General features: G+C 68.7%; 24 protein-coding genes. 14 read left to right on the plus strand and 10 right to left on the minus strand.

Annotation, left to right across the window (positions count from 1 at the left end; translation table 11 throughout):
• Nucleotides 1-4: 4 nt before the first annotated feature.
• A complete protein-coding gene (locus tag ACT3T9_RS06480; RefSeq protein WP_444601143.1) occupies nucleotides 5-634 on the minus strand; it encodes a GNAT family N-acetyltransferase in 630 nt (209 codons plus the stop codon).
• A gap of 149 nt (nucleotides 635-783) precedes the next feature.
• Between ACT3T9_RS06480 and ACT3T9_RS06485 the strand changes: the two genes are divergently transcribed.
• The 5 genes from ACT3T9_RS06485 (at nucleotide 784) to ACT3T9_RS06505 (ending at nucleotide 4,156) form a co-directional block, all read left to right on the plus strand.
• Nucleotides 784-1,449, plus strand: a complete 666-nt coding sequence (locus ACT3T9_RS06485) for a 5-formyltetrahydrofolate cyclo-ligase (RefSeq protein WP_444606167.1) — start codon at nucleotides 784-786, stop codon at nucleotides 1,447-1,449.
• Between the two features lie 78 nt (nucleotides 1,450-1,527).
• Complete coding sequence (locus ACT3T9_RS06490; protein WP_441445450.1) at nucleotides 1,528-1,866, plus strand: FmdB family zinc ribbon protein; 339 nt, start codon at nucleotides 1,528-1,530, stop codon at nucleotides 1,864-1,866.
• A gap of 140 nt (nucleotides 1,867-2,006) precedes the next feature.
• A complete protein-coding gene (locus ACT3T9_RS06495) occupies nucleotides 2,007-2,639 on the plus strand; it encodes an SAF domain-containing protein (RefSeq protein ID WP_444606168.1) in 633 nt (210 codons plus the stop codon).
• A gap of 60 nt (nucleotides 2,640-2,699) precedes the next feature.
• Nucleotides 2,700-3,137, plus strand: coding sequence for a large conductance mechanosensitive channel protein MscL (mscL, locus tag ACT3T9_RS06500; protein ID WP_444606169.1), 438 nt, complete (start codon nucleotides 2,700-2,702; stop codon nucleotides 3,135-3,137).
• A 137-nt stretch (nucleotides 3,138-3,274) separates the two neighbouring features.
• A complete protein-coding gene (locus tag ACT3T9_RS06505; protein WP_444606170.1) occupies nucleotides 3,275-4,156 on the plus strand; it encodes an A/G-specific adenine glycosylase in 882 nt (293 codons plus the stop codon).
• Nucleotides 4,157-4,238: 82 nt separating this feature from the next.
• Here the strand turns inward: ACT3T9_RS06505 and ACT3T9_RS06510 are convergent, their stop codons facing one another.
• From ACT3T9_RS06510 to ACT3T9_RS06520, 3 genes are all read right to left on the minus strand, one after another.
• Nucleotides 4,239-4,748 (minus strand): amino-acid N-acetyltransferase, encoded by a 510-nt coding sequence (locus tag ACT3T9_RS06510; RefSeq protein WP_441445454.1) that lies wholly within the window; start codon nucleotides 4,746-4,748, stop codon nucleotides 4,239-4,241.
• Nucleotides 4,745-5,689 (minus strand): VTT domain-containing protein, encoded by a 945-nt coding sequence (locus ACT3T9_RS06515; protein WP_444606171.1) that lies wholly within the window; start codon nucleotides 5,687-5,689, stop codon nucleotides 4,745-4,747. The genes ACT3T9_RS06510 and ACT3T9_RS06515 overlap by 4 nt, the downstream gene beginning before the upstream one ends.
• Before the next feature lie 150 nt (nucleotides 5,690-5,839).
• Entirely contained in the window at nucleotides 5,840-8,419 is a 2,580-nt protein-coding gene (locus tag ACT3T9_RS06520) for an ATP-dependent Clp protease ATP-binding subunit (RefSeq protein WP_441445456.1), read from the minus strand.
• Between the two features lie 278 nt (nucleotides 8,420-8,697).
• Here ACT3T9_RS06520 and ACT3T9_RS06525 point away from each other — a divergent pair, with 278 nt between their 5' ends.
• The 9 genes from ACT3T9_RS06525 to ACT3T9_RS06565 all read left to right on the plus strand — a co-directional run bounded on the left by ACT3T9_RS06525 (nucleotide 8,698) and on the right by ACT3T9_RS06565 (nucleotide 18,963).
• On the plus strand, nucleotides 8,698-8,940 hold the full coding sequence (locus ACT3T9_RS06525; protein ID WP_441445457.1) for a DUF6458 family protein: 243 nt from the start codon (nucleotides 8,698-8,700) through the stop codon (nucleotides 8,938-8,940).
• A 330-nt stretch (nucleotides 8,941-9,270) separates the two neighbouring features.
• Nucleotides 9,271-10,755 (plus strand): malate:quinone oxidoreductase, encoded by a 1,485-nt coding sequence (locus tag ACT3T9_RS06530; protein ID WP_442332121.1) that lies wholly within the window; start codon nucleotides 9,271-9,273, stop codon nucleotides 10,753-10,755.
• Nucleotides 10,756-10,832: 77 nt separating this feature from the next.
• Nucleotides 10,833-11,618: a (Fe-S)-binding protein gene (locus tag ACT3T9_RS06535; protein WP_441445459.1), complete on the plus strand. Its 786-nt coding sequence runs from the start codon at nucleotides 10,833-10,835 to the stop codon at nucleotides 11,616-11,618.
• Nucleotides 11,615-13,291 (plus strand): lactate utilization protein B, encoded by a 1,677-nt coding sequence (locus ACT3T9_RS06540; RefSeq protein WP_444606172.1) that lies wholly within the window; start codon nucleotides 11,615-11,617, stop codon nucleotides 13,289-13,291. Before ACT3T9_RS06535 ends, ACT3T9_RS06540 begins: the two co-directional genes overlap by 4 nt.
• Nucleotides 13,288-14,061 (plus strand): LutC/YkgG family protein, encoded by a 774-nt coding sequence (locus ACT3T9_RS06545; RefSeq protein WP_444606173.1) that lies wholly within the window; start codon nucleotides 13,288-13,290, stop codon nucleotides 14,059-14,061. Before ACT3T9_RS06540 ends, ACT3T9_RS06545 begins: the two co-directional genes overlap by 4 nt.
• Nucleotides 14,058-15,023, plus strand: a complete 966-nt coding sequence (locus ACT3T9_RS06550) for an aldose 1-epimerase family protein (RefSeq protein WP_444502573.1) — start codon at nucleotides 14,058-14,060, stop codon at nucleotides 15,021-15,023. The genes ACT3T9_RS06545 and ACT3T9_RS06550 overlap by 4 nt, the downstream gene beginning before the upstream one ends.
• A 155-nt stretch (nucleotides 15,024-15,178) precedes the next feature.
• On the plus strand, nucleotides 15,179-16,699 hold the full coding sequence (locus ACT3T9_RS06555; protein ID WP_444601139.1) for a sugar ABC transporter ATP-binding protein: 1,521 nt from the start codon (nucleotides 15,179-15,181) through the stop codon (nucleotides 16,697-16,699).
• Nucleotides 16,692-17,771 carry an ABC transporter permease gene (locus tag ACT3T9_RS06560; RefSeq protein ID WP_444502575.1) on the plus strand — a complete coding sequence of 360 codons (1,080 nt, stop codon included), beginning with the start codon at nucleotides 16,692-16,694 and terminating at the stop codon, nucleotides 17,769-17,771. Before ACT3T9_RS06555 ends, ACT3T9_RS06560 begins: the two co-directional genes overlap by 8 nt.
• Nucleotides 17,772-17,904: 133 nt before the next feature.
• Nucleotides 17,905-18,963 (plus strand): substrate-binding domain-containing protein, encoded by a 1,059-nt coding sequence (locus ACT3T9_RS06565; protein ID WP_442332116.1) that lies wholly within the window; start codon nucleotides 17,905-17,907, stop codon nucleotides 18,961-18,963.
• Between the two features lie 118 nt (nucleotides 18,964-19,081).
• Here the strand turns inward: ACT3T9_RS06565 and ACT3T9_RS06570 are convergent, their stop codons facing one another.
• The 6 genes from ACT3T9_RS06570 to ACT3T9_RS06595 all read right to left on the minus strand — a co-directional run bounded on the left by ACT3T9_RS06570 (nucleotide 19,082) and on the right by ACT3T9_RS06595 (nucleotide 25,490).
• Nucleotides 19,082-19,411 carry a histone-like nucleoid-structuring protein Lsr2 gene (locus ACT3T9_RS06570; RefSeq protein WP_441445465.1) on the minus strand — a complete coding sequence of 110 codons (330 nt, stop codon included), beginning with the start codon at nucleotides 19,409-19,411 and terminating at the stop codon, nucleotides 19,082-19,084.
• A 300-nt stretch (nucleotides 19,412-19,711) separates the two neighbouring features.
• Nucleotides 19,712-21,220, minus strand: a complete 1,509-nt coding sequence (gene lysS / locus ACT3T9_RS06575) for a lysine--tRNA ligase (protein WP_441445466.1) — start codon at nucleotides 21,218-21,220, stop codon at nucleotides 19,712-19,714.
• 43 nt (nucleotides 21,221-21,263) lie between these two features.
• The gene (gene panC, locus ACT3T9_RS06580) at nucleotides 21,264-22,154 is read right to left on the minus strand and encodes a pantoate--beta-alanine ligase (RefSeq protein WP_442332115.1); all 891 of its coding nucleotides are present in this window, start codon (nucleotides 22,152-22,154) and stop codon (nucleotides 21,264-21,266) included.
• Nucleotides 22,151-23,056 (minus strand): Rossmann-like and DUF2520 domain-containing protein, encoded by a 906-nt coding sequence (locus ACT3T9_RS06585; protein WP_444606174.1) that lies wholly within the window; start codon nucleotides 23,054-23,056, stop codon nucleotides 22,151-22,153. The genes panC and ACT3T9_RS06585 overlap by 4 nt, the downstream gene beginning before the upstream one ends.
• On the minus strand, nucleotides 23,053-24,771 hold the full coding sequence (locus ACT3T9_RS06590; protein ID WP_441445469.1) for a PH domain-containing protein: 1,719 nt from the start codon (nucleotides 24,769-24,771) through the stop codon (nucleotides 23,053-23,055). Before ACT3T9_RS06590 ends, ACT3T9_RS06585 begins: the two co-directional genes overlap by 4 nt.
• A complete protein-coding gene (locus tag ACT3T9_RS06595) occupies nucleotides 24,768-25,490 on the minus strand; it encodes a PH domain-containing protein (protein WP_444606175.1) in 723 nt (240 codons plus the stop codon). Before ACT3T9_RS06595 ends, ACT3T9_RS06590 begins: the two co-directional genes overlap by 4 nt.
• Nucleotides 25,491-25,582 lie beyond the last annotated feature (92 nt).

The following is a 25,582-nucleotide window of genomic DNA, read 5'->3' on the forward strand; positions in this document are numbered from 1 at the left end:
CTGGTCACGTCGTGGGCGTGTCGGGAGGAAACTCTCGTTGAAGTCGTCTCAGCACTCCGCGGCCGTCATCACCCGTGACCACTTCCTCCGCGGTGAGGGCGAAGACGAGGTGGTCGCGCCACGCGCCGTCGACATGGATCGCCGCGCGCCGCATCCCCTCCGGCCGCAGGTGGAGCTTCTCGACCACGCGCAGGCTCGCGACGTTCTCAGGGCGCACCGTGACCTCGATGCGATGCAGTCCGAGCTCGGCGAAGAGGTGATCGATGACCAGTGCCACCGACCGCGGCACCAGACCACGCCCCGCCTCCTCGCGGTCGATCCAGTATCCGAGCACCGCGGAGCGCAGTGCGCCGTACTGGATCGGGCCGGCGGTGATCTGCCCGAGGACCGCGCCGCCCCGGCGCGTGATCGCGAGCGGGAGGTGGGTCCCCAGTCGTGCCTGCTCCTCGTTCCAGCGCCGGAGGGTGCGGAAATTGATCGGGGCCCGGCGGCGCTCAGGATCGCTTGCGTCCCACGGACGCAACCAGTCGGCATTGCGCTCTCGCAGCCGGTCGAAGTCGGTGCGGTCCCGCCGCCGCAGGGGTCGTAGGGTCAGCTCCCCGTCGTGCAGGGCCAGCGGCCACACGTGAACCATCGCGTCATCGTAGTCGGCCACGTCCCCACCGACTGTCCCTTCCCCACCGACACGCCATCCCTGGAGTCCAGCTGTCCCTGGAGTCCCAGCTGTCCGTGGAGCCTCAGCTGCTCCTGGAGCTCATATGCCCCATATGGGAGCCTGTCCCCATGGATCCCGAGATGCTGGCCTCGAAGAAGCGGGAGCTGCGCAGGCAGCTGCGAGCCCATCGGGCTGCGGCCTATGGCGGGGAGCACGGTGCGGCCCGACGGGCCAGCGAAGCTCAGCAGCTGCTCGGGCACGCCTCACCCCTGATCACCGCCGTCGAGGCGGCCGTGACCGCGGCGCGGGCTGCAGGGACGGCGCTGCCGCTGGTCGCCGCCTATCACCCCACTCCCTCAGAGGCCGATGTGATGCCGCTGGCCCGCCGGCTCGCGCAGGCGGGGGCCCGCCTGGTGTTCCCCGCCGCCGACGCCGGCACCGAGCTCGAATGGATCGCGTGGGACGGCGACTCCGACTTCCAGGACTCCCCCGGGCGCGGCTTCGGCAAGGAACCGCGCGGTGAGCGCCTGGGCACCGGCGCTCTCCACGAGGTGATGCTCGTGCTCGCCCCCGCCGTGGCCGTGGACCGCTCGGCGACCCGGATCGGTCACGGGGCGGGCTATTACGACCGTTCGCTGACCACGATCCCGCCGAGTGCACAGGTGGTGGCGGTGGTCCACCCGAGCGAGCTGCTCGAGGAGGGGGCCCTGGTGCGCGGCGAGCATGATGTGCCGATCCCGCGCGTGCTCACGGCCGACGGTCTGGTCTCGCTGATCACGTCCGAGGGATCCTGAGGGCTCTGCAGTCGTAAGATGGTCGGCGGTCGGCCCTGCGGCGGACCCGTGCCCATCGATCATCCCGGAGGATCCCGCGTGCCCACGTACGTCTATGCCTGCAAGAGCTGCGCGCATCGTTTCGAGCAGTACCAGAGCTTCAGTGAAGATTCCCTGGTGACCTGTCCCGAGTGCGCAGAGGATGCGCTGCGCAAGGTCTTCGACTCGGTCGGCATCGTCTTCAAGGGATCGGGCTTCTACTCGACCGACTCCCAGACCTCGGGCGCGTCCACCTCCTCCACGGGCTCCGCGAGCTCCGCTGGCGGCGAGTCCACGAGCTCCTCCGCGCCTGCCACTGCCACCGAGTCGAGCACCGCCTCCGCCCCGGCCGCCGCATCGACCACCAGCGCCCAGCCGGTCCCCGCCGCAGCCTCCTGATCTCGCGCCCTGCCCGGGCCCTCTCACCGGGTCGGGATGCACAGCTCATCCCTTCCGCGACCGTTCCTCCCCACCGGGAGGTCATCCACCGCGAGGCCTCCAGCGCCCCGCAGCTACGGTCGGCGACCTAGCGTCCAGGCATGCTCTCCCGACTCCGCAGTCATCTTCCCCACTGGCGCCGTGCACTGCGCCGCCGTCGACGCCTGCTGGCACTGCTGGCCCTCGCGGTCGCGGTCACGGCGGTGCTGCCCTCGCTCCTGCCACCTTCGGCCCGGGGTGTTCAGGTGATCGTCGCGGACGAGGACCTGCCCGCCGGGACGGTGGTGGGACCGGAACATCTGCGCACGGTGCGCACGGCGGAACAGCTGCTTCCCGCAGAGGCCCCGACCGCAGCCGAGCACGTGCTCGGTCGCGCCACCACCCATCCGGTTCCTGCCGGCGCCCCGCTCCTGGACGTTTTCCTCTCCGGAGAGGGACAGCCATCGCTCCCCGAGGGCGCGGTGCTGATGGTGGTTCCCATCCCCGATCTGCTCGCCCCGCATCTGAGTCCGGGGACCCATGTCGAGCTGCTTCCCGCGGATCCCGCTCTGGACTCCCCCGGTGCCATCACCGCCCAGGTGGTCGAGGCCGCCCCGACGACTCCCTCCACCGTCGGGCTGGGAGGTGCCGGCTCCGGTTCGACCCAGATCCTGGTGGCCGTGGACCGTGCCAGTTCTGGAGAACTGGCTCACGCTCTCGGCGCGGGCACCGTCATGGTCGCGGTGATCGGCTAGAGTCCGTGCGGAACCGCTAGCGCGGATCCTCCCCATCCCCGACCCGAGAAGGATGACCCCATGAAGGGTCTCAAGAACTTCGTCATGCAGGGCAACGTCATCGACCTGGCGGTCGGTGTCGTCATCGGCGGCGCCTTCACCGCTCTGATCGGTGCGTTCGTCGCCAATCTGATCCAGCCCGTGATCAACGTCTTCGGCGGCACCAACGTCAACGGACTCTCGTTCAAGATCATCGACGCGAATGAGGCCACCCGGGTGGACCTCGGTGCTGTCCTCTCCGCGGTCATCGCCTTCCTGATCACCGCTGCCGTCGTCTACTTCGTCTTCGTGCTGCCGATCTCCAGCGCACGCAAGCTCGATCGCAAGCGTCGTGGCCTGCCCGAGGAGGAGGAGACTGCGGTGTCCGAGGACATCGTCCTGCTCACCGAGATCCGTGACGCGCTCACGGCGCAGCGTGGTGGCCCCGTCCAGCCCGGCGGCACCACCCCGCAGGTCTGACTCACATGAGCGGTGCTTCGGCACCATCATCCACCGGCGCGGGTCGGGACCATCGGGTCCCGGCTCGCGCCGTTTGCGATGCCTCCCCCGCCGCGCCCGCCTCACCCGCCTCACCCGCCTCACCCGCACCGGAGCCGGTGCCCTCCCCCATCGATGAAGACTCAATCGACGCCGTCATCTCCTGGTTCTCGCGCACCGGGCGCGACCTCCCCTGGCGCCATCAGGGGGTCTCCGCCTGGGCCATCCTGGTCTCCGAGGTGATGCTCCAGCAGACCCCGGTGGTCCGGGTGCTGCCGCGATGGCGGGAATGGATGAGCTGCTGGCCGACTCCCGCCGATCTCGCCGACGCCCCGACCGCTGAGGTCCTGCGCCGCTGGGATCGGCTGGGCTATCCCCGGCGGGCACTGCGGCTGCAGGAGTGCGCCCGCGCGATAGTGCGTGAGCACGGTGGGGAGGTGCCCATCGGCGAGGAGGTGCTGCGTTCGCTGCCCGGGGTTGGTGAGTACACCGCCGCTGCGGTCACCGCCTTCGCGCATCACCGTCGGGCCGTCGTCGTGGACACCAATATCCGGCGCGTGCTGACCCGCTCCCGTCGAGGTCGAGCGCTCCCGGACCGCTCCTACAGCGCGGCCGAGCGCAGCCTCGCCGCACGCAGCCTGCCCTCCCAGCCGGAACGCTCCGTCGCCTGGAACCAGGCGGTGATGGAGCTGGGGGCGCTGGTCTGCACGGCACGGTCACCGCGCTGCGAGGAATGCCCGCTGGCCGCCCAGGGCTGTGCATGGCTGGCCGCGGGACGCCCCGCCCCGGAGACGGACACCCGACGGCGCCAGGCCTTCGAGGGTACGGATCGGCAGATGCGGGGCATGATCATGGCGCTGCTGCGCCGAGACGGCACCGCGACCGAGAAGGAGCTGCTCGACCTGGACCAGGACGATACGGCTCGGGTGCAGCGCTGCGCCGAGTCGCTGCTGAGCGACGGCCTCGCCGTCTCACAGGGCACCGGCCTGCGCCTGCCCTGACCCTGCACCTTTGATCCTGCACCTTTCCAGAAGGGCACGATCGCACGCTCGCTCAAGGCTGAGCAGGTGTGCCGAGCGCTGTTCAGCGCTCGCGGTCCAGGAGCTTGATCATTCGCGTGTTCCCGAGGGTGTTGGGCTTGACCCGAGCGAGATCGAGGAATTCCGCGATCCCCTCGTCCAGTGAGCGCAGCAGCTGGTTGTAGAGCTCGGGGTCCACGCTCTCGCTCATCACCTCGAAACCGTGACGGGCGAAGAATTCCACCTCGAAGGTCAGGCAGAACACCCGCTGCAATCCGAGCTGGAGGGCACGCTCGAGCAGGGCCTCCAGCAGGCGGTGGCCCAGGCCGGTTCCCCGCTGTTCGTCGTGGACCGCCAGGGTGCGCACCTCGGCGAGGTCCTCCCACATCACGTGGAGGGCACCGCAGCCGATCACCCGGCCGTGTTCGTCGGTCGCGACCAGGAATTCCTGGATCGACTCGTAGTAGGACACGAGGTCCTTGCCCAGCAGCACCCCGGTATGGGTCATGGGCTCGACCAGCGAGTTGATCGCTCGCACGTCGGCGGGCAGGGCGGGGCGGATGCTGATGCTCATGCGGGGCTCTCCTCGCCTCGGGCCGCGCTCGGAGATTCGGCGCTGACAGCGATCGGTTCATCGCCCGGCAGCCCGGGACGGGACTGCGTGCGGAATGGATCTGAGTCAGCGGGAGCCTGGACGTCGGGCTGCTGGGATGGGTCGGGCTCTGCCGTGCTCAGTTCAGCTGAGAGGCTCACTGCGGCGGAGTGCTCGGTGGCGGACTGCTCAGGGGCATCGGGCGTGGCTGCGGACTGCGGGGCAGTGGACTCCTCGAGCGCGGCGTCCCGCTCCGTATCCGCGTTCGTGTCTGCCTCTGCCGCGCGTCGCTCCGCACGCCGGTCCAGCGCACGGTGCACAGCTGTGATCAGCCGTTCGACGAGCAGGGCCATCACCACGGCAGCGATCAGCGCGACCGTGATTCCCAGCAGGTGGTTGTCCTCGAACCAGGCACCGGCGAGGGCACCGATCGAACAGGAGTAGACCGCCCAGACGAAGGTGGACAGCAGGGAGCGGGGCCAGAAGTTCCGGTGGGGATAGTGCACCGCGCCGGCGACGAGGTTGACCGCTGTGCGGCCGAAGGGGATGTAACGAGCGGTCATGAGGAAGACCAGAGCCCGCTTCTGCAGGCCCCGGTCGGCGGCCTCGACGGCGGCGCGCCCCTTGCCCTCGCGCAGGAACTTGAAGCGCTCGTAGCCGATCTTGTTGCCGACCAGGTAGCCGACGTTGTCCCCAGTCCAGGCTCCGAGCCAGGCGGCAAGACCGATCAGGAGGATCGAGGGCCTGCCCGAGCTCGACCAGAGGGAGGAGAGGGTGACGATCGTCGATTCGCTGGGCACCGACGGGAAGAAGCCATCGAACGCAGCGAATCCGTACACCACGAGATAGACCCACCAGGCATCAGCAAGGGTCAGGATCCAGGATTCAAGCTGGCCAGTCAGCGACAGCAACCAGTCGATCACGTGAGCTATCGGTCCTCTCCATGGGAATCCGCGGTCAGCCGCTCCGGAGCAGCAGGTCTCACGGGCCGTTCGTGCGCGCCGCCGAGGTCAGCGCTGCGCAGCACCGGTGCCGGCCTCACCCCGAGAGGGTGGGGCCGGCACCAGCCGAGATCAGGCGCTGGCTTCCGCGCTGTCCGTGCCCGGTGCATCCGAGCCTTCGGTCTGCGTCACGACGTCCGCGCGAGCCTGAGTCATCGACTCGAGGTCGACGACCTCGGAGATCGGTTCCAGGGTGCCGTTCTCGCCACGGCGGGTGAAGGTGAGCTCGCCCAGCAGGCCCTCGCCCTCGGCGTCGACGACGATCTCGTCGCCGACCTGGATCTGACCGAACAGGATCCGCTCGGAGAGCGTGTCCTCGATGTCGCGCTGGATGGTGCGACGCAGCGGTCGCGCACCGAGCACGGGGTCGTACCCCTTCTCGGCCAGCAGGCTCTTGGCCCCCGTGCTGAGGCTGAGCGACATGTCCTTGTCCTGGAGGCGCTTCTGCAGCTTGGCGATCTCCAGATCGACGATCTGGACGATCTCCGCCATCGAGAGCTGCGGGAAGACCACGACATCGTCGACACGGTTGAGGAACTCGGGCTTGAAGTGCTGCTTGAGCTCCTCGTGGACCTTCGACTTCATCCGCTCGTAGTCGGTGGAGAGGTCGCCGCCCGCGGTGAAGCCGAGGGACACGCCCTTGGCGATGTCCCGGGTGCCGAGGTTGGTGGTCATGATGATGATCGTGTTCTTGAAGTCCACGACCCGACCCTGGGAGTCGGTGAGGCGACCGTCCTCGAGGATCTGCAGCAGCGAGTTGAAGATGTCCACATGGGCCTTCTCCACCTCGTCGAAGAGCACCACGGAGAAGGGCTTGCGGCGCACCTTCTCGGTGAGCTGGCCGCCCTCGTCGTACCCGACATAGCCGGGAGGCGAGCCGAACAGCCGCGAGGCGGTGTGCTTCTCGCCGAACTCGGACATGTCGAGCTGGATCAGCGACTCCTCGTCGCCGAAGAGGAACTCGGCCAGCGCCTTGGCCAGCTCGGTCTTGCCGACGCCCGTGGGCCCGGCGAAGATGAACGAGCCGCCCGGACGCTTGGGGTCCTTGAGCCCCGCACGGGTGCGACGGATGGCACGGGAGATGGCCTTGATGGCCTCGTTCTGCCCGATGACCCGCTTGTGCAGCTCGTCCTCCATGTTGAGCAGACGCGAGGACTCCTCCTCCGTCAGCTTCACGATCGGGATGCCCGTCGAAGCTGCCAGCACCTCGGCGATGACCTCTTCGCTGACCGTGGTGACGGCATCGGACTCGCCGTGACGCCAGGCCTTCTCCTTCTCCTCGCGCTCCGTCTTGAGCTTCTGCTCCTCGTCCCGCAGGGAGGCGGCGAGCTCGAAGTCCTGCCCGTCGATCGCCTCCTCCTTCTTCTTGCGGGTCTCCTCGATGCGCGCGTCGAACTCCTTGAGCTCGGGCGGCGCGGTGAGCCGACGGATGCGCAGGCGGGCCCCGGCCTCATCGATCAGGTCGATCGCCTTGTCCGGCAGGAAGCGGTCGTTGACGTAGCGGTCGGCGAGGTTCGCGGCGGCCACCAGGGCGGCATCCGTGATCGTGACCTTGTGGTGCGCCTCGTAGCGATCGCGCAGACCCTTGAGGATCTCCACGGTGTGCGCCACCGACGGCTCCTCGACCTGGATCGGCTGGAAGCGGCGCTCGAGCGCCGCATCCTTCTCGATGTGCTTGCGGTACTCGTCGAGGGTGGTCGCCCCGATGGTCTGCAGCTCGCCACGGGCCAGCATCGGCTTGAGGATGCTGGCCGCATCGATCGCGCCCTCGGCGGCACCTGCACCCACGAGGGTGTGGATCTCGTCGATGAACAGGATGATGTCACCGCGGGTGCGGATCTCCTTGAGCACCTTCTTCAGGCGTTCCTCGAAGTCGCCGCGGTAGCGGGAGCCGGCAACCAGGGAGCCCAGATCCAGGGTGTAGATCTGCTTGTCCTTGAGGGTCTCGGGCACATCGCCGGCGACGACGGACTGCGCGAGCCCCTCGACCACGGCGCTCTTGCCGACACCGGGCTCACCGATCAGCACGGGGTTGTTCTTGGTACGGCGGGAGAGCACCTGCATGACCCGCTCGGCCTCGTGCTCGCGGCCGATGACCGGGTCGAGCTTGCCCTCGCGGGCGGCCTGGGTGAGGTTGCGACCGAACTGATCCAGCACCAGAGATCCGGCGGGCTGACCCTCGGCGGGGCCGCCGGCATTGGCCGGCTCCTTGCCCTGGTAGCCGGAGAGGCGCTCGATGACTTCCTGGCGCACGGCCGACGGCTCTGCCTTGAGGCGGGAGAGGACCTTGACGGCCGTCCCCTCGCCCTCGCGCAGCAGACCGAGCAGGATGTGCTCGGTGCCGATGTAGTTGTGCCCGAGCTGCAGCGCTTCGCGCAGGCTCAGCTCGAGGACCTTCTTCGCACGCGGCGTGAAGGGGATGTGGCCGGAGGGCGTCTGATTGCCCTCGCCGATGATGTCGCGGACCTGCTCGCGCACGGCATCGAGGGTCACGCCGAGAGCCTCGAGGGCCTTGGCCCCGACGCCCTCGTTCTCGTGGATCAGGCCCAGCAGGATGTGCTCGGTGCCGATGTAGTTGTGATTGAGCAGCCGTGCCTCGTCCTGCGCCAGGACGACGACGCGGCGGGCGCGATCGGTGAAGCGTTCGAACATGGTCCTCCCCCGTCCGGTGGTGGTGATGGATCGAGACTACGCGGATCCGAGGAGGATGCATCGCCTGTTCGCCGCTGGCGTGATAGCTGTTCGCCGCAGGCGTGATCGGTCGTCATTCCTGGATGCCGGTGAGCGCTCACCGGACGATTCCACTCACGTTCCCCGCTCCACTCCCAGCGGCCGACATGCACCGCCGACCTGTCGGTCGAGCTGCGTCCCCGGACGGCGGCAGCCCCTAAGATGACCCACGTCATACTTTCTGCGTGAAGGAGCATCCCATGGGCGCCATCGTCGGCGGCATCATCCTGTTCGTGCTCGGAGCCATCTCCCGCTTCGCCCTCGAGTTCGACCTGCCGGGCGTGGACTCCACGATGCTCGGCACCATCCTGATGGTCGCCGGGGCGGTGCTCTTCGTCGTGGGCCTGCTGCTCTCACTGCGCTCGCGCAAGACCGTGGTCAACACCCAGAGCGCACCGGGGCACACGGTCTCGGAGCGTCGGGATCCCCCGCCCACCGTCTGACCGTCCTGTCTGACCGTTCCGCTGTCCTGTCTGACCGTCCCGTCTGACCATTCCGTCTGACCCTCACCCCTCGTCCGACCAGAGGCGGCGCCCAGATCCGGGGTGCCGCCTCTGTCTGTCGTTGTCGGTGTTGGCGCAGGGACGGAACCGGCCAGGGGAAGGACAAGGGACCGACGGCGCGCACCTGAATGTCCACCGTCAGCCCGGGGGGATGAGGCGGCGGAGGGGCCCGGACACGGGATACGCTGGATGCCACGACCGCCCGGAGCCGCACGACGCGACGTGCCGACCGGCCTCGAGGCGCGTGACGTGCACAGCGAACGGAGAGATATGGCTGACCTGGACGTGACCCGTGCGGATGCGGTGCTGATCGGTGGAGGCATCGCCAGCGCGACCCTCGCCGCGATGCTCACCGAGCTCGAGCCGAGCTGGAACATCGTGGTCCTCGAACGGCTCCACGAGCTGGGTGCGGAGTCGAGCGACGCCTGGAACAACGCCGGCACCGGCCACAGCGCGCTCTGCGAGCTGAACTACACGCCGCAGGACGTCGACGGCTCCGTCAGCCCTGCCAAGGCGATCTCCATCAACGAGCAGTTCCAGGTCTCGAGGCAGTTCTGGGCGCATCTGGTGGAGAACGACCGCATCGGTGATCCGGCCAAGTTCATCCACACCGTCCCCCACATGAGCTTCGTGCATGGCATGGAGAACGTGGACTACCTGCGCCGTCGACATGAGGCGCTCGCCGCGAACCCGCTGTTCGACCGCATGGAGTTCACCACCGAGCACGCTCAGCTGGCCCAGTGGGCACCGCTGGTCTCCGAGGGCCGACCGGTCACCGAGACCATCGCGGCCACCCGTTCCGCCGACGGCACCGATGTCGACTTCGGGGCCCTGACCCGCCAGATGCTCGACTTCGCCTCCCGCACCGGCACCACGGTCTCGACCGGTTCCGAGGTAGTCGATCTGCGCCGCATGGGTGAGGACTGGGGCGTGATGGTCCGCTCCACCAAGGACGACTCGATCCGGGTGGTGCGCGCGCCGTTCGTCTTCGTCGGCGCCGGCGGCTACGCGCTGCCGCTGCTGCAGAAGTCGGGGATCGACGAGATCCGCGGCTTCGGCGGCTTCCCGATCTCCGGCCAGTGGCTGCGCTGCACCGATCCCGAGGTCATCGCCCGTCACGACGCGAAGGTCTACGGCAAGGCGGCGGTGGGTGCACCGCCGATGAGCGTCCCGCACCTCGACACCCGCTTCGTCGATGGAAAGCGTGCCCTGATGTTCGGCCCTTACGCCGGCTGGTCACCGAAGTTCCTCAAGACCGGCAGCTACACCGACCTCTTCGAGTCGATGAAGCCCTCGAACATCACCCAGATGATGGCGGTGGCTCCCCCGAACCTCGACCTCATGGTCTACCTCGGCTCGCAGCTCGCCGCCACCCACCACCAGCGCTTCGAAGCCCTGCGCGAATACATGCCCGCCGCGCACGAGGGCGACTGGGAGGAGATCACCGCCGGCCAGCGCGTCCAGGTGATCGCCCCTGACAGGGCCAAGCACGGCGTGCTGCAGTTCGGCACCCAGCTGATCACCGCAGCCGACGGCTCGATCGGCGGCATGCTCGGCGCCTCCCCCGGCGCTTCGACGGCCACCAGCATCATGCTGGGCCTGCTCGAGAAGATGTTCCCGCAGCGCATCGAGGCCTGGCGTCCCACGCTCACCCAGATGGTCCCGAGCTGGGGCCGATCGCTCTCCGAGGATGCTGACGAGGCGCACCGCACGCTCTCGCGCACCGCCGAGTCGCTGGGGCTGAGCCACGCCTGACCTCTCACCGGCGCGGCCGCTCCCCTGCAGGGCGCGGCCTCGTCCCCGAGCGCACGACTGAGGAAGAAGGACCACGGATGCGCATCTCGCTGATGACCACCTGCCTGGTGGATGTGATGGCGCCGGACGTCGCCCGGGCGACGGTCACGCTGTTGGAGCGGCTAGGGCACCAGGTGGTGTTCGACAAGCGCCAGACCTGCTGCGGCCAGATGCACACCAACTCCGGCTACTACACGGAGGCGGCCCCGGTGGTGCGGTCCTTCGTCGACACCTTCGAGCCTGCACTGGACACGGTCGACGCGATCGTGATGCCGTCCGGTTCCTGCGTCGGCTGCGTGCGCGACCAGCATCAGCTGGTCGCTCGGCATGAGGGCGACAGCGAGCTGGAGGAACGTGCCGCGGCGGTCTCGGCGAAGACGTACGAGCTCTCCGAGCTGCTGGTGGACGTGCTCAAGGTGACCGACGTCGGCGCATATTTCCCGCACTCGGTGACCTACCACCCCACCTGCCACTCGATGCGGTTCCTGAAGGTGGGCGCGCGTCCGCTCAAGCTGCTGCGGGCGGTGGACGGCATCGAGGTGAAGAACCTTCCCGAGTCCGATACCTGCTGCGGGTTCGGCGGCACCTTCTCCGTGAAGAACGACGCGACCAGCGATGCGATGGTGACCGACAAGGCCGCCAACGTGGTGCGCAGCGGTGCGGACTTCGTGGTCGCCGGCGATGCCTCGTGCCTGATGAACATCGGTGGCAAGCTGCGCCGCACCGGCGCCGCGCCGAAGTCGATCCACCTGGCGCAGATCCTCGCCTCGACCAAGGAGGACCCCTTCGTCCCCTCGGAGACCATCCTCGGGAGATCCGCATGAGTTCTACGAGCACAGTCCACCTCGGGATCCCCCAGGTCCGCCCTCAGCACGCCTCCCCCAGCTCGACCCTGCGGGGCGAGCGCGGCTTCCCGGAGGCCGCACGGGACGAGCTCGCGAATCCCACGCTCCGAGAGAACCTGCGCCGGGCCACCTCGACGATCCAGTCCAAGCGTGCGTCAGCAGTCCGTGAGGTGCGGGACTGGCAGAAGCTCCGCAACGCCGGCAGCGCCTTGAAGTGGCAGGTCACAGATCATCTTCCCGAGCTTCTCGAGCAGCTCGAATCCTCCGTGACCGCAGCCGGCGGCGTGGTCCACTGGGCCCGCGATGCCGAGGAGGCCGGAGAGATAGTCACCGCCCTGGCCCTCGAGCGCGGCGCGCGGGAGGTGCTGAAGGTCAAGTCGATGGCGACCCAGGAGATCGGACTGAACGAGGCGCTCGCCCACGCCGGGATCAGGGCGATCGAATCCGATCTCGCCGAGCTGATCGTTCAGCTGGCCGATGACACGCCCAGCCACATCCTGGTGCCTGCGATCCATCGCAACCGTGCGGAGATCCGGGAGATCTTCCTGGCCTCGATGCCGGACCTCGATGAGTCGATCACCGATGAGCCGGCTGAGCTCGCTGAGGCGGCACGTCGTTTCCTGCGGGAGAAGTTCCTGGACATGCCCGGCTCGGTGGCGATATCCGGGGCGAACTTCGCTATCGCGGAGACCGGCACCCTGGTGGTCGTCGAATCCGAGGGGAACGGCCGCATGTGCCTCACGCTCCCGAAGACGCTCATCTCCGTGGTGGGGATCGAGAAGATCGTGCCGACCTTCGAGGACCTCGAGGTCTTCCTGCAGCTGCTGCCCCGCTCCTCCACCGGGGAGCGCATGAACCCGTACACCACGATGTTCACCGGGGTCCATGACGGGGACGGGCCCGAGGAGTTCCATCTGGTGCTGCTGGACAACGGCCGCTCCGCGGTCCTCGAGGACCCCGAAGGCCGCAGCGCACTGCACTGCATCCGATGCTCGGCCTGCCTGAACGTGTGCCCGGTCTATGTCCGTGCCGGCGGCCACGCCTACGGCTCGACCTATCCGGGCCCGATCGGGGCGATCCTCTCCCCCCAGATGACAGGGATGAGCGGGGACGACGATCCCAACTCGACGCTCCCCTATGCCTCGAGCCTGTGCGGCGCCTGCTACGACGTGTGTCCGGTGAAGATCAACATCCCGGAGATCCTGGTCCACCTGCGGGCGAAGGACGTCGACCGCCGCCGGGAGACCCGTGGAGACTTCCACGGCACGTGGGACATGGCACTGAAGGGAGCAGGCAAGCTCATGTCCTCTCCCCGCGCCTACGACCTCGCGGTGCGCTCCGCCGGTCCCCTGACCTCTGTGCTGGGTGGGAAGAACATCGGCAAGCTCCCTGGTGTGCTCCCGCTGATACCCGGCTGGACCGATCACCGTGACCTGCCCAAGCCCGGCACTTCCTTCCGCTCCTGGTGGGACCAGCACGAGAAGGAGCGCGCAGCGGCCGACGGCGCCGCTGACCCCGTTGGCCCCGAGAGCGCCACTGGCACTGGCACTGGCACTGGCACTGGCACTGGCACTGGCACTGGCACTGGCGAGGCCGCCACGGCGCCACCCGCCGGTCCCGACGCCGCGCCGGACAGCGAGGAGCAGGCATGACCGAGTGGACCGATGCCCGCCCGCAGCGCACCCCGGGGATGAGTGCGAAGGACGAGATCCTCGCCCGACTCCGGACCGCACTGGACGCCCCGCGCCGCGACGAGATCACCGAGGCCGCCGACGTGCCGCGCAGCTATCAGCGGGCCGACGACAAGCAGGAGCTGCGCACAGCACCCGAGAAGGTCCGCGGGGTGCTGGTCCAGCGTCTGGAGGACTACACCGCGGTCGTCCACCGGACCACCCCGTCCGAGGCGCCTGCAGCGGTCGCCGCCGCCCTCGGGGCCGCCCGCACCGTGGTCGTCCCCTCCGGTCTTCCCGATGCGTGGACGACGGCGGTGGAGGCGGAGCTGATCGTCGACGACGGCAGCGCCGACCCGCACCAGCTGGATGCGATCGATGCCGTGCTGACCGGCTGCCACACCGCGATCGCGCTCACCGGCACCATCGTGCTGCGAGGCGACGAGCGGGGCGGCCGCCGCGCGATCTCGCTGGTGCCGGACCATCACGTGATCGTGGTGGACGCCGACCAGGTGGTGCTCGGCGTCCCGAAGGCGATCCAACGCATGGGCGAGCATCCCCGTGCCGCCTGGACCATGATCTCGGGACCCAGCGCCACCAGCGACATCGAGCTGGAACGGGTCGAAGGCGTGCATGGACCGCGCCGCCTCGACGTCGTGCTCATCGAGCCCGCACCGGACCCGACGCCCGAAAGCGAGCCCGAGATCCAGCCCGTGACCCAGCCCGCGACCGACCAGGAGAACACCCGATGAACGATTCCATCCCCACCGAAGGCCTCGAGCTGTCCGTCGGCGACGGCCTTCGTGACCGTGGCGAGCTGTTCACCATCGCGGCCGGGGCATATCGCGCCGAGGTCTCCGCAGTGGGGGCCATCCTCGAGTCGCTCACCCTCAGCGGCCGAGATCTGCTGGTCCGCAATCCCGAGACCGGGCCGATGAAGTTCTACCGCGGCGCGATCGTGGCCCCCTGGCCCAATCGGATCGGGGACGGCCTCTACACCTGGGACGGACAGGAGATCCAGACCCCGCTGACCGAGCCCGAACGGGGCAATGCTCTGCATGGGCTGGTGTCCTTCCAGAGGTTCACCCCGGCGACCGTCTCCGACGACGAGCTGGTGATGATCACGGAGCTGTTCCCCTCTCCTGGCTATCCCTTCCATCTGCTGCTGACGGTGCACTACGCGCTGGACCCTCAGGAGGGCCTGAGCACGACGGTGACCGCCCGCAACCTCGGCGCGCTGGACGCTCCCTATGGGGTCTGCCCGCATCCGTACCTGGTCGCCGGCCCGGAACCGCTCGATGAGTGGTCCCTGGAGTTCGACGCCGGCACCGTGCTCACCGTCACCGAGGATCGGCTCCTGCCCACCGGCACTGCAGCGATCGCGCCCGGGTCGGATTTCGACTTCCGCAGTGCGAAGGTGATCGGCTCGCTGTTCATCGACCATGCCTTCACCGACCTCGGCCGAGATCCGCAGGGACGGCTCACGATCACCGTCAGCGCCCCGGGCGGCACCGGTGTCGAACTCTCCGCAGGTCCGGAGCTGCCGTGGTTGCAGGTGCACACCGGAGACCGACCGGAGCCCGAGAACAATCGGCTCGGACTCGCTGTGGAACCGATGACCTGTCCCCCGGATGCCTTCCGCAGCGGCACGGACGTGGTGCGCCTGAGCCCCGGGGCGGAGCACGCGGCAGCCTGGACCCTGCGCGGCTGGTGAGCGGACCCGCGGAGCACACCCTGCGGCTACGGCGCGAGCCGAGCAGACCGGCGGGTGGCTCCGCGGCATCAGCGCCACAGCATCAGTTCCGCTACGGTGCGGTCGGTGTCGAAATTCTGGTTGACTGTTAAGTATGTTCATCTAACATAGTGGGCATGGTCACAGACGACCCCCCGGCGGCACTGCTGCGAGTCACCCACCTGGTCAAGCACTTCCCCGGCGCGAAAGCGCTCGACGGCGTGGACTTCGACGTCCGTGCGGGCGAGGTGCACTGCCTGCTCGGCCAGAACGGCGCGGGCAAGTCCACGCTCATCAAAGTCCTCGCCGGCGCTCACCAACCCGATGCCGGGCACATCCATTGGCAGGATGAGGCCGTGACGATCGCGTCGCCCACCAAGGCGCTCGACCTCGGCATCGCCACCATGTACCAGGAGCTCGATGTCGTCGACGGCCTGACGGTCGCGGAGAACATCTACCTCGGCCATGAGCTGTCCCACGGTGGAATCCTGCGGCATGCCGAGACCCGCGCCCGCACCCGCGACCTCCTTCGCCGCCTCGGCCACCCGGAGATCCGGCCGTCCCAGGACGTGGGCAGCCTGTCCGCAGCCGGCAAGCAGATCGTCTCCATGGCGCGCGCCCTGTCCCATGACGCCAAGGTGATCGTCATGGACGAGCCTTCTGCGGTGCTCGACCCGGAAGAGGTGGACAACCTCTTCCAGGTGGTCGAGTCGCTCACTGCCGAGGGCCTCGCCGTCATCTACATCTCCCACCGGTTGGAGGAGATCAGGCGCATCGGCGACCGGATCACCGTGCTCAAAGACGGCAGGACCGTCGCCACCGGGCTCGCCGTCGCCGACACCCCGACCGGGGATCTCATCGAGATGATGACGGGCCGCCGGGTCGAGAGCGACTTCGGCGGCGCCGGCGTCGACGAGTTCGGCGACGTGGTGCTGGAGGTCGAAGGGCTGGCGCTCGCGGGAGTGTTCGAGAACGTGAGCTTCGAGGTCCGCTCCGGGCAGATCCTCGGCCTGGCCGGCCTGGTCGGCGCCGGGCGCTCCGAGATCCTCGAGACGCTCTACGGCGCACGACCGGCAGCCGCGGGCACCGTCAGGGTCGCTGGGCGACCGATGCGCACCGGTTCTGTCACTCGCGCCGTCCGCCGTGGCATCGGACTGGCCCCCGAGGAGCGCAAGAGCCAGGGCCTGCTGCTGGATGAACCGATCTATCGCAACATCACGCTCTCCACGTTCGCCCGGTTCGCACGCGGCGGCTTCCTCGACGAGCGTGCTGAGCGTCGGGCCGCCGTGGAGCAGATCTCTGCGCTCCACCTCGCGCCGGAGGATCCGGATCGCTCGATCAGAACCCTCTCCGGAGGCAATCAGCAGAAGGCGATGCTGGCCCGCTGGCTGGTGCACGGATGCAGAGTGCTGCTGCTCGATGAGCCGACCCGCGGGGTCGACGTCGGCGCACGCGCCGAGATCTACGCCCTGATCCGGCGCCTGGCGCGACAGGGCACCGCCGTCGTCGTGGTCTCGAGCGAGATCGATGAGGTCCTGGGACTCGCAGATCAGGTCCTCGTCATCGCGGATGGTGCCGTCGTGCACGACGGCCCTGCGGCACAGATCGATGAGCACGGGGTGCTCGACCTCGTCATGGAAGGAACCGCACATGAGTGATCAGGCATCGCGCAGCGATGGAGGGGCAGCGCTGGACAGCAGCTCCCCGCCCCCGACGACCCGCACGCTGCGGCCTGTGCCGGATCCTGGAGGGCGGGGCGTACGTGCCCGCCTCGGAGGTGGCACCGGACTGGGCCGCAGCCTCGGACTCGTCGTCGCGCTGCTGCTGATCTGTCTCGTGGGCGCCCTGACCAGCGGCGACCGGTTCCTCGATGTCGACAACGTCCTCACCATCGTGCGGGGGGCGGCGGTCATCGGCGTGGTGAGCATCGGCATGACCTTCGTCATCACCGCCGGCGGCATCGACCTGTCTGTCGGCTCGGTGCTGGGCCTCGCGAGCGTCTGGGCGACCACACTCGCCACCCAGGCCATGGCAGAGGACGTGCACTGGCTCGTGATGGTCTTCACCGCAGTCGCGGTCGGCACTGCCGCAGGCATCGTCAACGGAATCGTCGTCTCCTACGGCAAGGTCGTCTCCTTCATCGCCACCTTCGCCATGCTGATCGCCGCCCGCGGCCTCGCCGAGATCATCTCCGGGCGTGGAACCCAGCTGGTCACGAACGACGGCTTCGACGACTTCTTCGGCGGCAGCCTCCTCGGTGTGCCGACCATCGTGTGGATGTTCCTCATCGTCGCGGCAGTCGGCTGGGTGGTGCTGAACCGGACCACCTTCGGCCGCCGGACGGTCGCTGTCGGCGGCAATGCGGAGGCCGCGCGCCTGGCGGGGATCAACATCAGGCGGCACACCGTCTACGTCTTCGCGCTCAGCGGCTTCACCACCGGCCTCGCAGCCGTGATGATGCTCGGGCGCACGGGTGCCGGCAGCTCGACCAACGGGACGCTGTACGAACTCGATGCGATCGCGGCCGTCGTCGTCGGCGGCACCCTCCTCATCGGTGGGCGCGGCACGATCGTCGGCACCGTGATCGGGGTGCTCATCTTCCAGACCCTGACCAACGTCTTCGTGCTGAACAACCTCTCCACCTCGGTGCAGGCGCTGGTGCAGGGCGCGATCATCGTGATCGCGGTCCTCCTCCAGCAGCGATTCGTCGTCCGCGCCAGATCGACCTGAGCCTGCCATCCCAGGCCCCTGATCCCCACTCCGATCCCGATCCCCACTTCAACGCCCACTCCGACGCCCAACCCGCCGCATTTTCGGCCTCTCCCTGCCCGCCACTCCCCCACCACCCCAAGGAGAATGCCCCATGACCGCATCAATGACGTTGCGTCGCCGTGCCACAGCCGTCTTCGCCGTGCTCGCCTCAGCAGCACTGCTCGCCTCGTGCACGGGCAACACCCCGGAGAGCACCGGCGGCGGAGCCGGCGGCAACGAATCAAATGCCGGCAGCAGCAATGACGAGACCGGAGAGACCATCACCATCGGCTTCTCCGCCCCGGCCGCCGACCACGGCTGGATGGCGGCGATGAGCACCCTCACGCAAGAGCTGGCCGCTGAGTACGACGACGTCGAGCTGTTGGTCGCCGAGGGCACGAACGACGTCAACCTGCAGATCAGCCAGATCGAGACCTTCATCAACAATGACGAGGTGGACGCTATCGTCGTGGTCCCCTTCGATGGCGCCGCGCTGACCGGCGTCGCACTGCAGGCGATGGATGCCGGGATCCCCGTCGTCAACGTCGACCGTGAATTCTCCGACCCCAACGCCGCACGTGTGACCGTGATGGGGGACAACTACGGGATGGGCCACAACGCCGGCGAGTACATCTGCGAGCGGGTGGGCGATGATCCCGACGCTGTGATCGCCGAGATCACCGGCATCTCCTCCCTGCCCCTGACCGCGGAGCGCACCCAGGGATTCGAGGATGCGCTCGGCGAATGCGGCCAAGATGTCGACAACCGCGTCGACGCGGACTTCACCGTCCAGGGCGGGGAATCTGCGACCGCCAACCTGCTGCAGGCCGCGCCCGAGATCGACGCCGTCTGGAACCACGACGACGACCAGGGTGTGGGGGTGCTGGCCGCCATCGAGAACGCCGGCCGTGACGAGTTCTTCATGGTCGGCGGTGCCGGCTCGGCGAACATGATGCGTCACATCCAGGACGGTGACTCGGTCGTCGAGGCCACCGTGGTCTACCCCTCCAGCCAGGCAGCCAACGGTGTCGCGCTGGCGCGGCTGCTCGTCCAGGGCAAGTCGCTCTCGGATCTCGTCGAGAACGAGGTCCCCCGCCAGGTCCAGCTCTTCGCCCCGGTGGTGACCAAGGAGAACGTCGACCAGTACATCGACTCGGCCTTCGAGTCCTGAGGCCTGAGGCCTGAGGCCTGAGGCCTCGTAGCGTGAAGGCCCGCCACCGATGGGTGGCGGGCCTTCATGCTGCTGAGGGGCTCTGCGGTCGCTCACCGCGCCCGCGGAGAAGCAGGGATCACTCCCCGTGCGCCTCTTCGTACGCCGTGCGGATGGTGCCGGAGATGCGGCCGCGGTCCGGGACCTCGTAGCCGGCCTCACGGGCCCACTCGCGGATCCGCGCGGAATCGTTCGAGCCGCTGCGCGCGGAGGAGGTGCCACGAGCGCGGCGGCCGCCAACACGGCGCGCCTTCTCCGTCCAGCTGCTGAGCTCCTCGCGGAGCTTCTTCGCGTTGTCCTCGGAGAGGTCGATCTCGTAGGCGACGCCATCCAGGGCGAAGCTCACCGTCTCATCGGCCTTATCGCCGGTGAGATCGTCGATGAGCTCCACGTACGTCTTCCGTGCCATAGGGGTTCTCCCTCGTTGCTGTGACTTCATACTTCTGCGCAAACTCTGGTGAGTTCGCCGTCAGCACCAAGTATCCAGTTCGGCGACGCAGATATCAATATCATTCAGATTTTCAATCAGGCGGAGTGATTCGGTTCATCCCTATCGTGGCGCTCACGATATTCTCGCTCGACCTGACGTTCGATCTCACGCTCACTGCGATCTGCCCGCATAATCGCTCGAATCGTGAACCAGAACAGCAGGCCCACGCCTATCGATGGGAGCAGCGCCCCGGCCTCAAACCAGAATCCCGAGTCCATCTCAGGCCTCAGGCTTCACAAGGGGGAACAGGATGGTCTCGCGGATCCCGAGGCCGGTCAGGGCCATCAGCAGGCGATCCACGCCCATGCCCATGCCGCCGGTCGGCGGCAGCGCGTACTCCATCGCCTCGAGGAAGTCCTCGTCCAGGCGCATCGCCTCGTCATCGCCCTGGGCCGCCAGCTCTGCCTGCTGAGCGAAGCGCTCGCGCTGGATGACGGGATCCACCAGCTCCGAATAGCCGGTGCCCAGCTCGAATCCGCGCACGTAGAGATCCCACTTCTCGACCACGCCCGGCTGCGAGCGGTGCGCGCGCACCAGGGGGCTGGTCTCGACCGGGAAGTCCCGCACGAAGGTCGGCTCGTACAGGTGATCTCCGACCTGGTGCTCGAACAGCTCCTCGACCAGCTTTCCGTGGCCGTACTTCGGGTGATCCAAGTCCAGATCCAGGGAACGTGCGATCTCGCGCAGACGCTCCGGGGTGGTCTCGGGAGTGATCTCCACGCCGAGGGATTCCGAGAGCGATCCGTAGACCGTGATCTGCGCCCATTCCCCGGAGAAGTCGTATTCAGACCCGTCGATGAGGGTCACGGTCTGCGAACCGGTCGCACGCTCAGCAGCTTCTTGGACAAGTGTCCGGGTGAGGTCGCCGATGGTGTCGTAATCCCCGTACGCCTGATAGGCCTCGAGCATCGCGAACTCCGGAGAATGCGTGGAATCAGCACCCTCGTTACGGAAATTGCGGTTGATCTCGAAGACCCGCTCGAGACCACCCACCGCAGCGCGCTTGAGGTAGAGCTCGGGAGCGATCCGCAGATACAGGTCGAGATCGAAGGCGTTCATGTGGGTCACGAACGGTCGTGCCGCCGCGCCCGAGGGGATCACCTGCAGCATCGGGGTCTCGATCTCGACGTAGTCGCGATCGTGGAAGGAGGTGCGCAGGGAGTGCATGACCTCGGCGCGCTGACGCACGGTGTCACGGGCCTCCTGCCGCACGATGAGGTCGACGTAGCGGTGCCGCACCCGGGATTCCTCGGACAGTCCGGCGTGGAGCACCGGGAGCGGGCGCACTGCCTTGGCCGCCATCTGCCACGACTCGGCGAAGATGCTCAGCTCGCCGCGCCGGGATGCGCCGACCCGGCCCTGGAAGAACACATGATCGCCGAGGTCGACATCGGCTTTGAGATCCGCCAGTCGCTGCTCGCCGATGACGGCCTGCGAGGCCATGATCTGCAGGCGCTCTCCGGCACCATCCTGGAGGGTGATGAAGGCCAGCTTGCCGGTGTTGCGCTGGAAGACGACGCGCCCGGCGACGCCCGCCACGTCCTGGGTCTCCTCGCCGGCGGCGAGGTGGCCGTACTGCGCGCGCACCTCGGCGATGGTGGTGGTCACCGGCACCGAGACGGGGTAGGCCTCCTCCCCGCGCGCCAGCAGGCGCTCCCGCTTGGACTTGCGGACCGCGACCTGGTCGGAGGTGTCCGTCGTCTCGAGGGCAGGGGAATTCTCGCTCATGACGGTGATTGTCTCATCACTGCCGCTGGGAATGCCCGCTGGATCAGGGGGCTGTCGCCACTGCCACAGCTGCATCGAGCAACCGGGTGCCCTCGACGCGCCCCGCGAGGACCACCAGGACCTCACCGCGATGGTCCTGACCGACCTGCTCGAGGGTGCCGGGGTCGAGGGCGAGCGCATAGTCCCACTCGATCTCGGCCCGGTCCACGGCCTGCGCGAGAGCGGCCCTGATCCCCGCGACCGAAGGCGCAGCCGCGAGTGCAGCGGAGATCGTGCGCGAGAGCGCGAGCGCCTGGTCCCGGCCCTCCGGGCTGAGGTAGGCGTTGCGGCTGGAACGGGCCAGTCCCGTCGGCTCGCGCTGGATCTCGACCGGCTCGATCCGCACCGGGAGGTCCAGATCAGCGACCAGCCGCTGGATGATGGCCAGCTGTTGGGCGTCCTTCCGCCCGAACACGCTCAGATCGGGAGCGGTGAGCTGCAGCAGCTTGGCCACCACCGTCACCACCCCGTCGAAGTGTCCCGGGCGCGCAGCGCCTTCGAGGATCGTGCCTGCCCGCCCTGCGGTCACGGAGACGGTGGGTGGCAGCACCGGGTACATCTCCTGGACCGAGGGGGCGAAGACCACGTCGACCAGCCCGTCGACGAGGGCGAGGTCCGCATCGAGGTCGCGCGGGTACGCCTCGAAATCCTCGCCCGGGCCGAACTGGAGGGGGTTGACGAAGTCGGTGAGGATCACGTGATCGGCGAGCCCCCGAGCGCGCTGGACCAGCGCCAGGTGCCCGGCGTGCAGGGAACCCATCGTGAAGACCGCCGCGACGGTCCCCGTCATCGCTGCGCGGTGCTCGCGCAGCTCTGCCTTGGTGCTGATGAGCGTGGTGGCACGGCGCTGGTCCGCACCATGCTGCGGCTCGCGGGAGCCAGAGTCCAGGGTCATGAATCGTCCTTCAGCGGCGGATGGTCCTCGAGCAGGTCCCGGATCAGCGCCCGGGTGCCCTCCGGGAGTCTCGCACGGCGCAGGGCCGCGAGTGCGAGGGCACGGTAGGTGGCGGAGGTGTCCCCGGGATCGCCCGGGGCCCCGGTGGCGTCCAGGTCACGCAGTGCCCCGAGGTGGGCGGTGACGGTGCCCGCGTCCCCGCGCATCACGGGTCCGGTCAGCGCCTTGTCCCCGTGACGCAGAGATTCGTCGAGCGCTGCCTCGAGCAGCGGCCGCAGGTACGCTCCCGGATCCTCGATCCCCAGCCGTGACAGTGCGTCACGGGACTGGTCCACCAGCACCACCAGATGATTCGCGGCGTGGGCCAGGGCTGCGTGGTAGAGGGGGCGATCCCCCTCCGCGACCACGACCGCGTCTCCGCCGAGCTCGACCGCCAGCGCGGCCGCGATCGGCAGCAGCTCAGGCGTGGCGGTGATTCCCATCGGGCAGCCGATCAGCCGGGCGAGATCGGCCTGGGTGCCGGTGAACGTCATCGCCGGGTGGAGGGCCAGGGTCGCGCAGCCGGCCTGGGCGAGCGGCGCCAGCACTTCGATGCCGTAGCGGCCCGAGGTGTGCATCACGAGCTGGCCGCCCGGCACCATCCCGGTCGCTGCGATGCCTGCGGCCAGAGGGGCCAGTTGGTCGTCCGGCACAGCCAGGATCAGCATCTCGCTGCGTTCGACCAGGGCCGGCACATTCAGCAGCGGCACTCCGGGCAGGAGCTGCCGAGCTCTCTCGCGGGAGTCGTCGGAGACGGCGTAGGCGCCGGTGATCGCATGGCCCTCGGCCCGCAGCGCGGCGCCGAGGACCGCACCCACCCGGCCGGCCCCGATCACACCGATGCCCAGGCGGGGCGGCATCATCGCTCCCCCTCGAGCTCCACCGGACGGGGCGGCTGCCCGGCAGGTCCGGCGAAGCTCAGGGCGGGCTGCGGCCAGTGCTGGCGGTCCCGGTAGCGGCGCAGCGTGGCCGCATCGCGCGAGAGCACGCTGTGGAGTCCGAGCACCTCGGCGCGGGGCAGGTTGCTCACGGTCACCGTCTCTCCGGCGATCCCCACCTGCAGATCGAGGACCCCGATCTTCCGGTTCAGAGGGCCGTCGTCGACGGAGAGCTGTTGGATGCGCTCGCGGGGAACGATCTCGACGTGCCTGGTCAGCAGTCCCCCACGTTTCACGAGAGCACCGGGCAGCAGCACGGTCACCTCGGTACGACGGGCGATCCAGTACGGCCGTACCTGCGTGCGGAACCCGTCGATCTCGCGTGCCGGGGCGGTGAGCAGGTGCTCGATGTAGGCCTCGTCATCCGCGGTGCCGAGCGGCACGGCGAGGTGGCCGAGGGTGGCACGCAGCTCCTCATGAGTGCCGACGGGAAGCACGTTCTCGGCGCCGTTCTCGCTGTCGTCATCGATGCCGGCGACGGTGGCGGTGGCGGCGGTCCAGCCGGGACCGCGCCAGAGCAGCGGGCGGCGCAGCTCGATGCGCTGGATCCGACCGGAGGCGATGTTGTCGGTGCGCGTGTTGGCCAGGCCCCGTCGCATCCGGAGCCCGCGGTCGGTGAACCGGGAGACGAATCCCCATCCGGATTCGATGCGGCCGAAGATGTACTTCGGGACGGCGATCGCGGCGGGCGCCAGGGCGATGAACATCGCGATGTTGATCCCGTCCTGCCAGATCGCGAGCGCGACGGCGACGGCCACGCCGATGAGGCTCATCACCACGCCGATGAGGAAGCCGATGTCCCGCGCCAGGGAGCGGATGAGCCGTTCGGTGGGCACCTGCGCGATCAGCTCACCGTCGGTGACCCCGTCGACCAGGAGCTGCTCGAGCCGTCCGGAGGCGCCGTCGGTGCTCTCGTTCTGCGGGTGCAGGTCGGCAGTACCTGCAGTTCCCGTTCCCTCGTATCGGTCGGCGCCGTCCGTGGCAGGTTCGCCCACTGTCTCCGGCGCGGAACGCTCGGCGATGCCGAGGATCCCTCGTCGGAGGTCCTCCGCCGCGGTGGACTTCACGTACTCGATGTCGAGATAGGACTCGCCGCCTCCGGCGACCTCGACGCGCACCTTCGCCAGTCCCAGCAGCCGGGCCAGCAGCGGGCGTTCGACGGAGACTGACTCGATCCGGGCCCGGGGTGCGTACTCGCGGGAGCGGCTGATCATGCCGGTGTGCAGCGAGACGCCGTCCTCATCGACCGCGTAGGTGGTGAACCACCAGCTGAGGGTCGAGAACGCGATCGCGATGATCGCAGCGGCCAGCAGCACGCCGACCCCGATGAGAGCGCGACGGATCGTGAACTCGTCGAGCAGCTGGGCGATGTTCTGCGCCGCGATCACCGCGATCACGCCGACCACGATCTTCCAGCCAGTCACCAGCGGGGTGATCGGGTGGGTGCGGTGACGCGGGGTCGAGGGATCCGGCTCGGTCGCGGCCTGGTGATCAGCCGCGTTCAGCAGTCCGCTGTCTGCGGGTGCCGGGCTGGCCGGAGCGGGCGGACCGGTAGGACTGGCCGGGCTGGTGGGACCGCCCGGGTTGGTGGGATCGTCCGGGTTGGACCGGCTGGACGGGCTGGTCGCTGAGCTGCTCACAATGCCGCCATGAGATCGATGCCGCGGTCGGTGAGCAGGGAGCGCAGGCGCTCTGCCTCGGCCTTCGGCAGACCCGGCAACGTTTCGGTGCCTCCGCCCGCGGCCGTGGTGATCGTGAGCGTCGCGAGCCCGTAGCGCCGCTCCACCGGTCCCTCACCGATCTTCACGGACTGCACGCGGCCGTACGGGATCGTGTGGACGGAGCGGAACATGATGCCGCTGGCGATCGTCAGGTCCTCCTCATCGTCCAGGTACCCGATCGCCCGAACCCTGCGCGGGGTGAACAGCAGGCTCTGGACCATGATCAGCAGAGGCAGCAGGCCGCATGCCGCGATCCACCACCATCCCGTCAGCACCGTGCCCACGATCGCGGCGATGATCAGCACCAGCCAGATGGCGTACCCGATGCTCCCCGCCATGTAACGAGCGGGGATGAGCTTCAGCGAGACGGGGCGCAGAGCCTCGGCACCGAGCAGACCCGCAGGGTCGTCGGACAGCACGCGCCCGGACCCTGCGGGGGCACCGGCAGACGCCGCGGGCGCGTCAGCGGACGCCGCAGAGGTGCCGGCAGACGCCGCGGGCGCGTCAGCGGACGCCGCAGAGGTGCCGGCAGACGCCGCGGGCGCGTCAGCGGACGCCGCAGAGGTGCTGGTGGACGCCGCGGGAACGTCAGCGACCGGTGCGTAGAGGTGCTCGTGGGGGTCGTGAGCTGAGGTCATGGGCACCATCGTGTCATCCCGCGGCCACTCGCCGCGCCCACCGTGGGAGGAAGTTGATCCGTCGAAAGTCGACACGGACGGAGCGTCCACGT

It is taken from the genome of Brachybacterium sp. AOP29-B2-41 (genome assembly GCF_052378395.1).
Classification (GTDB): Bacteria; Actinomycetota; Actinomycetes; order Actinomycetales; family Dermabacteraceae; genus Brachybacterium.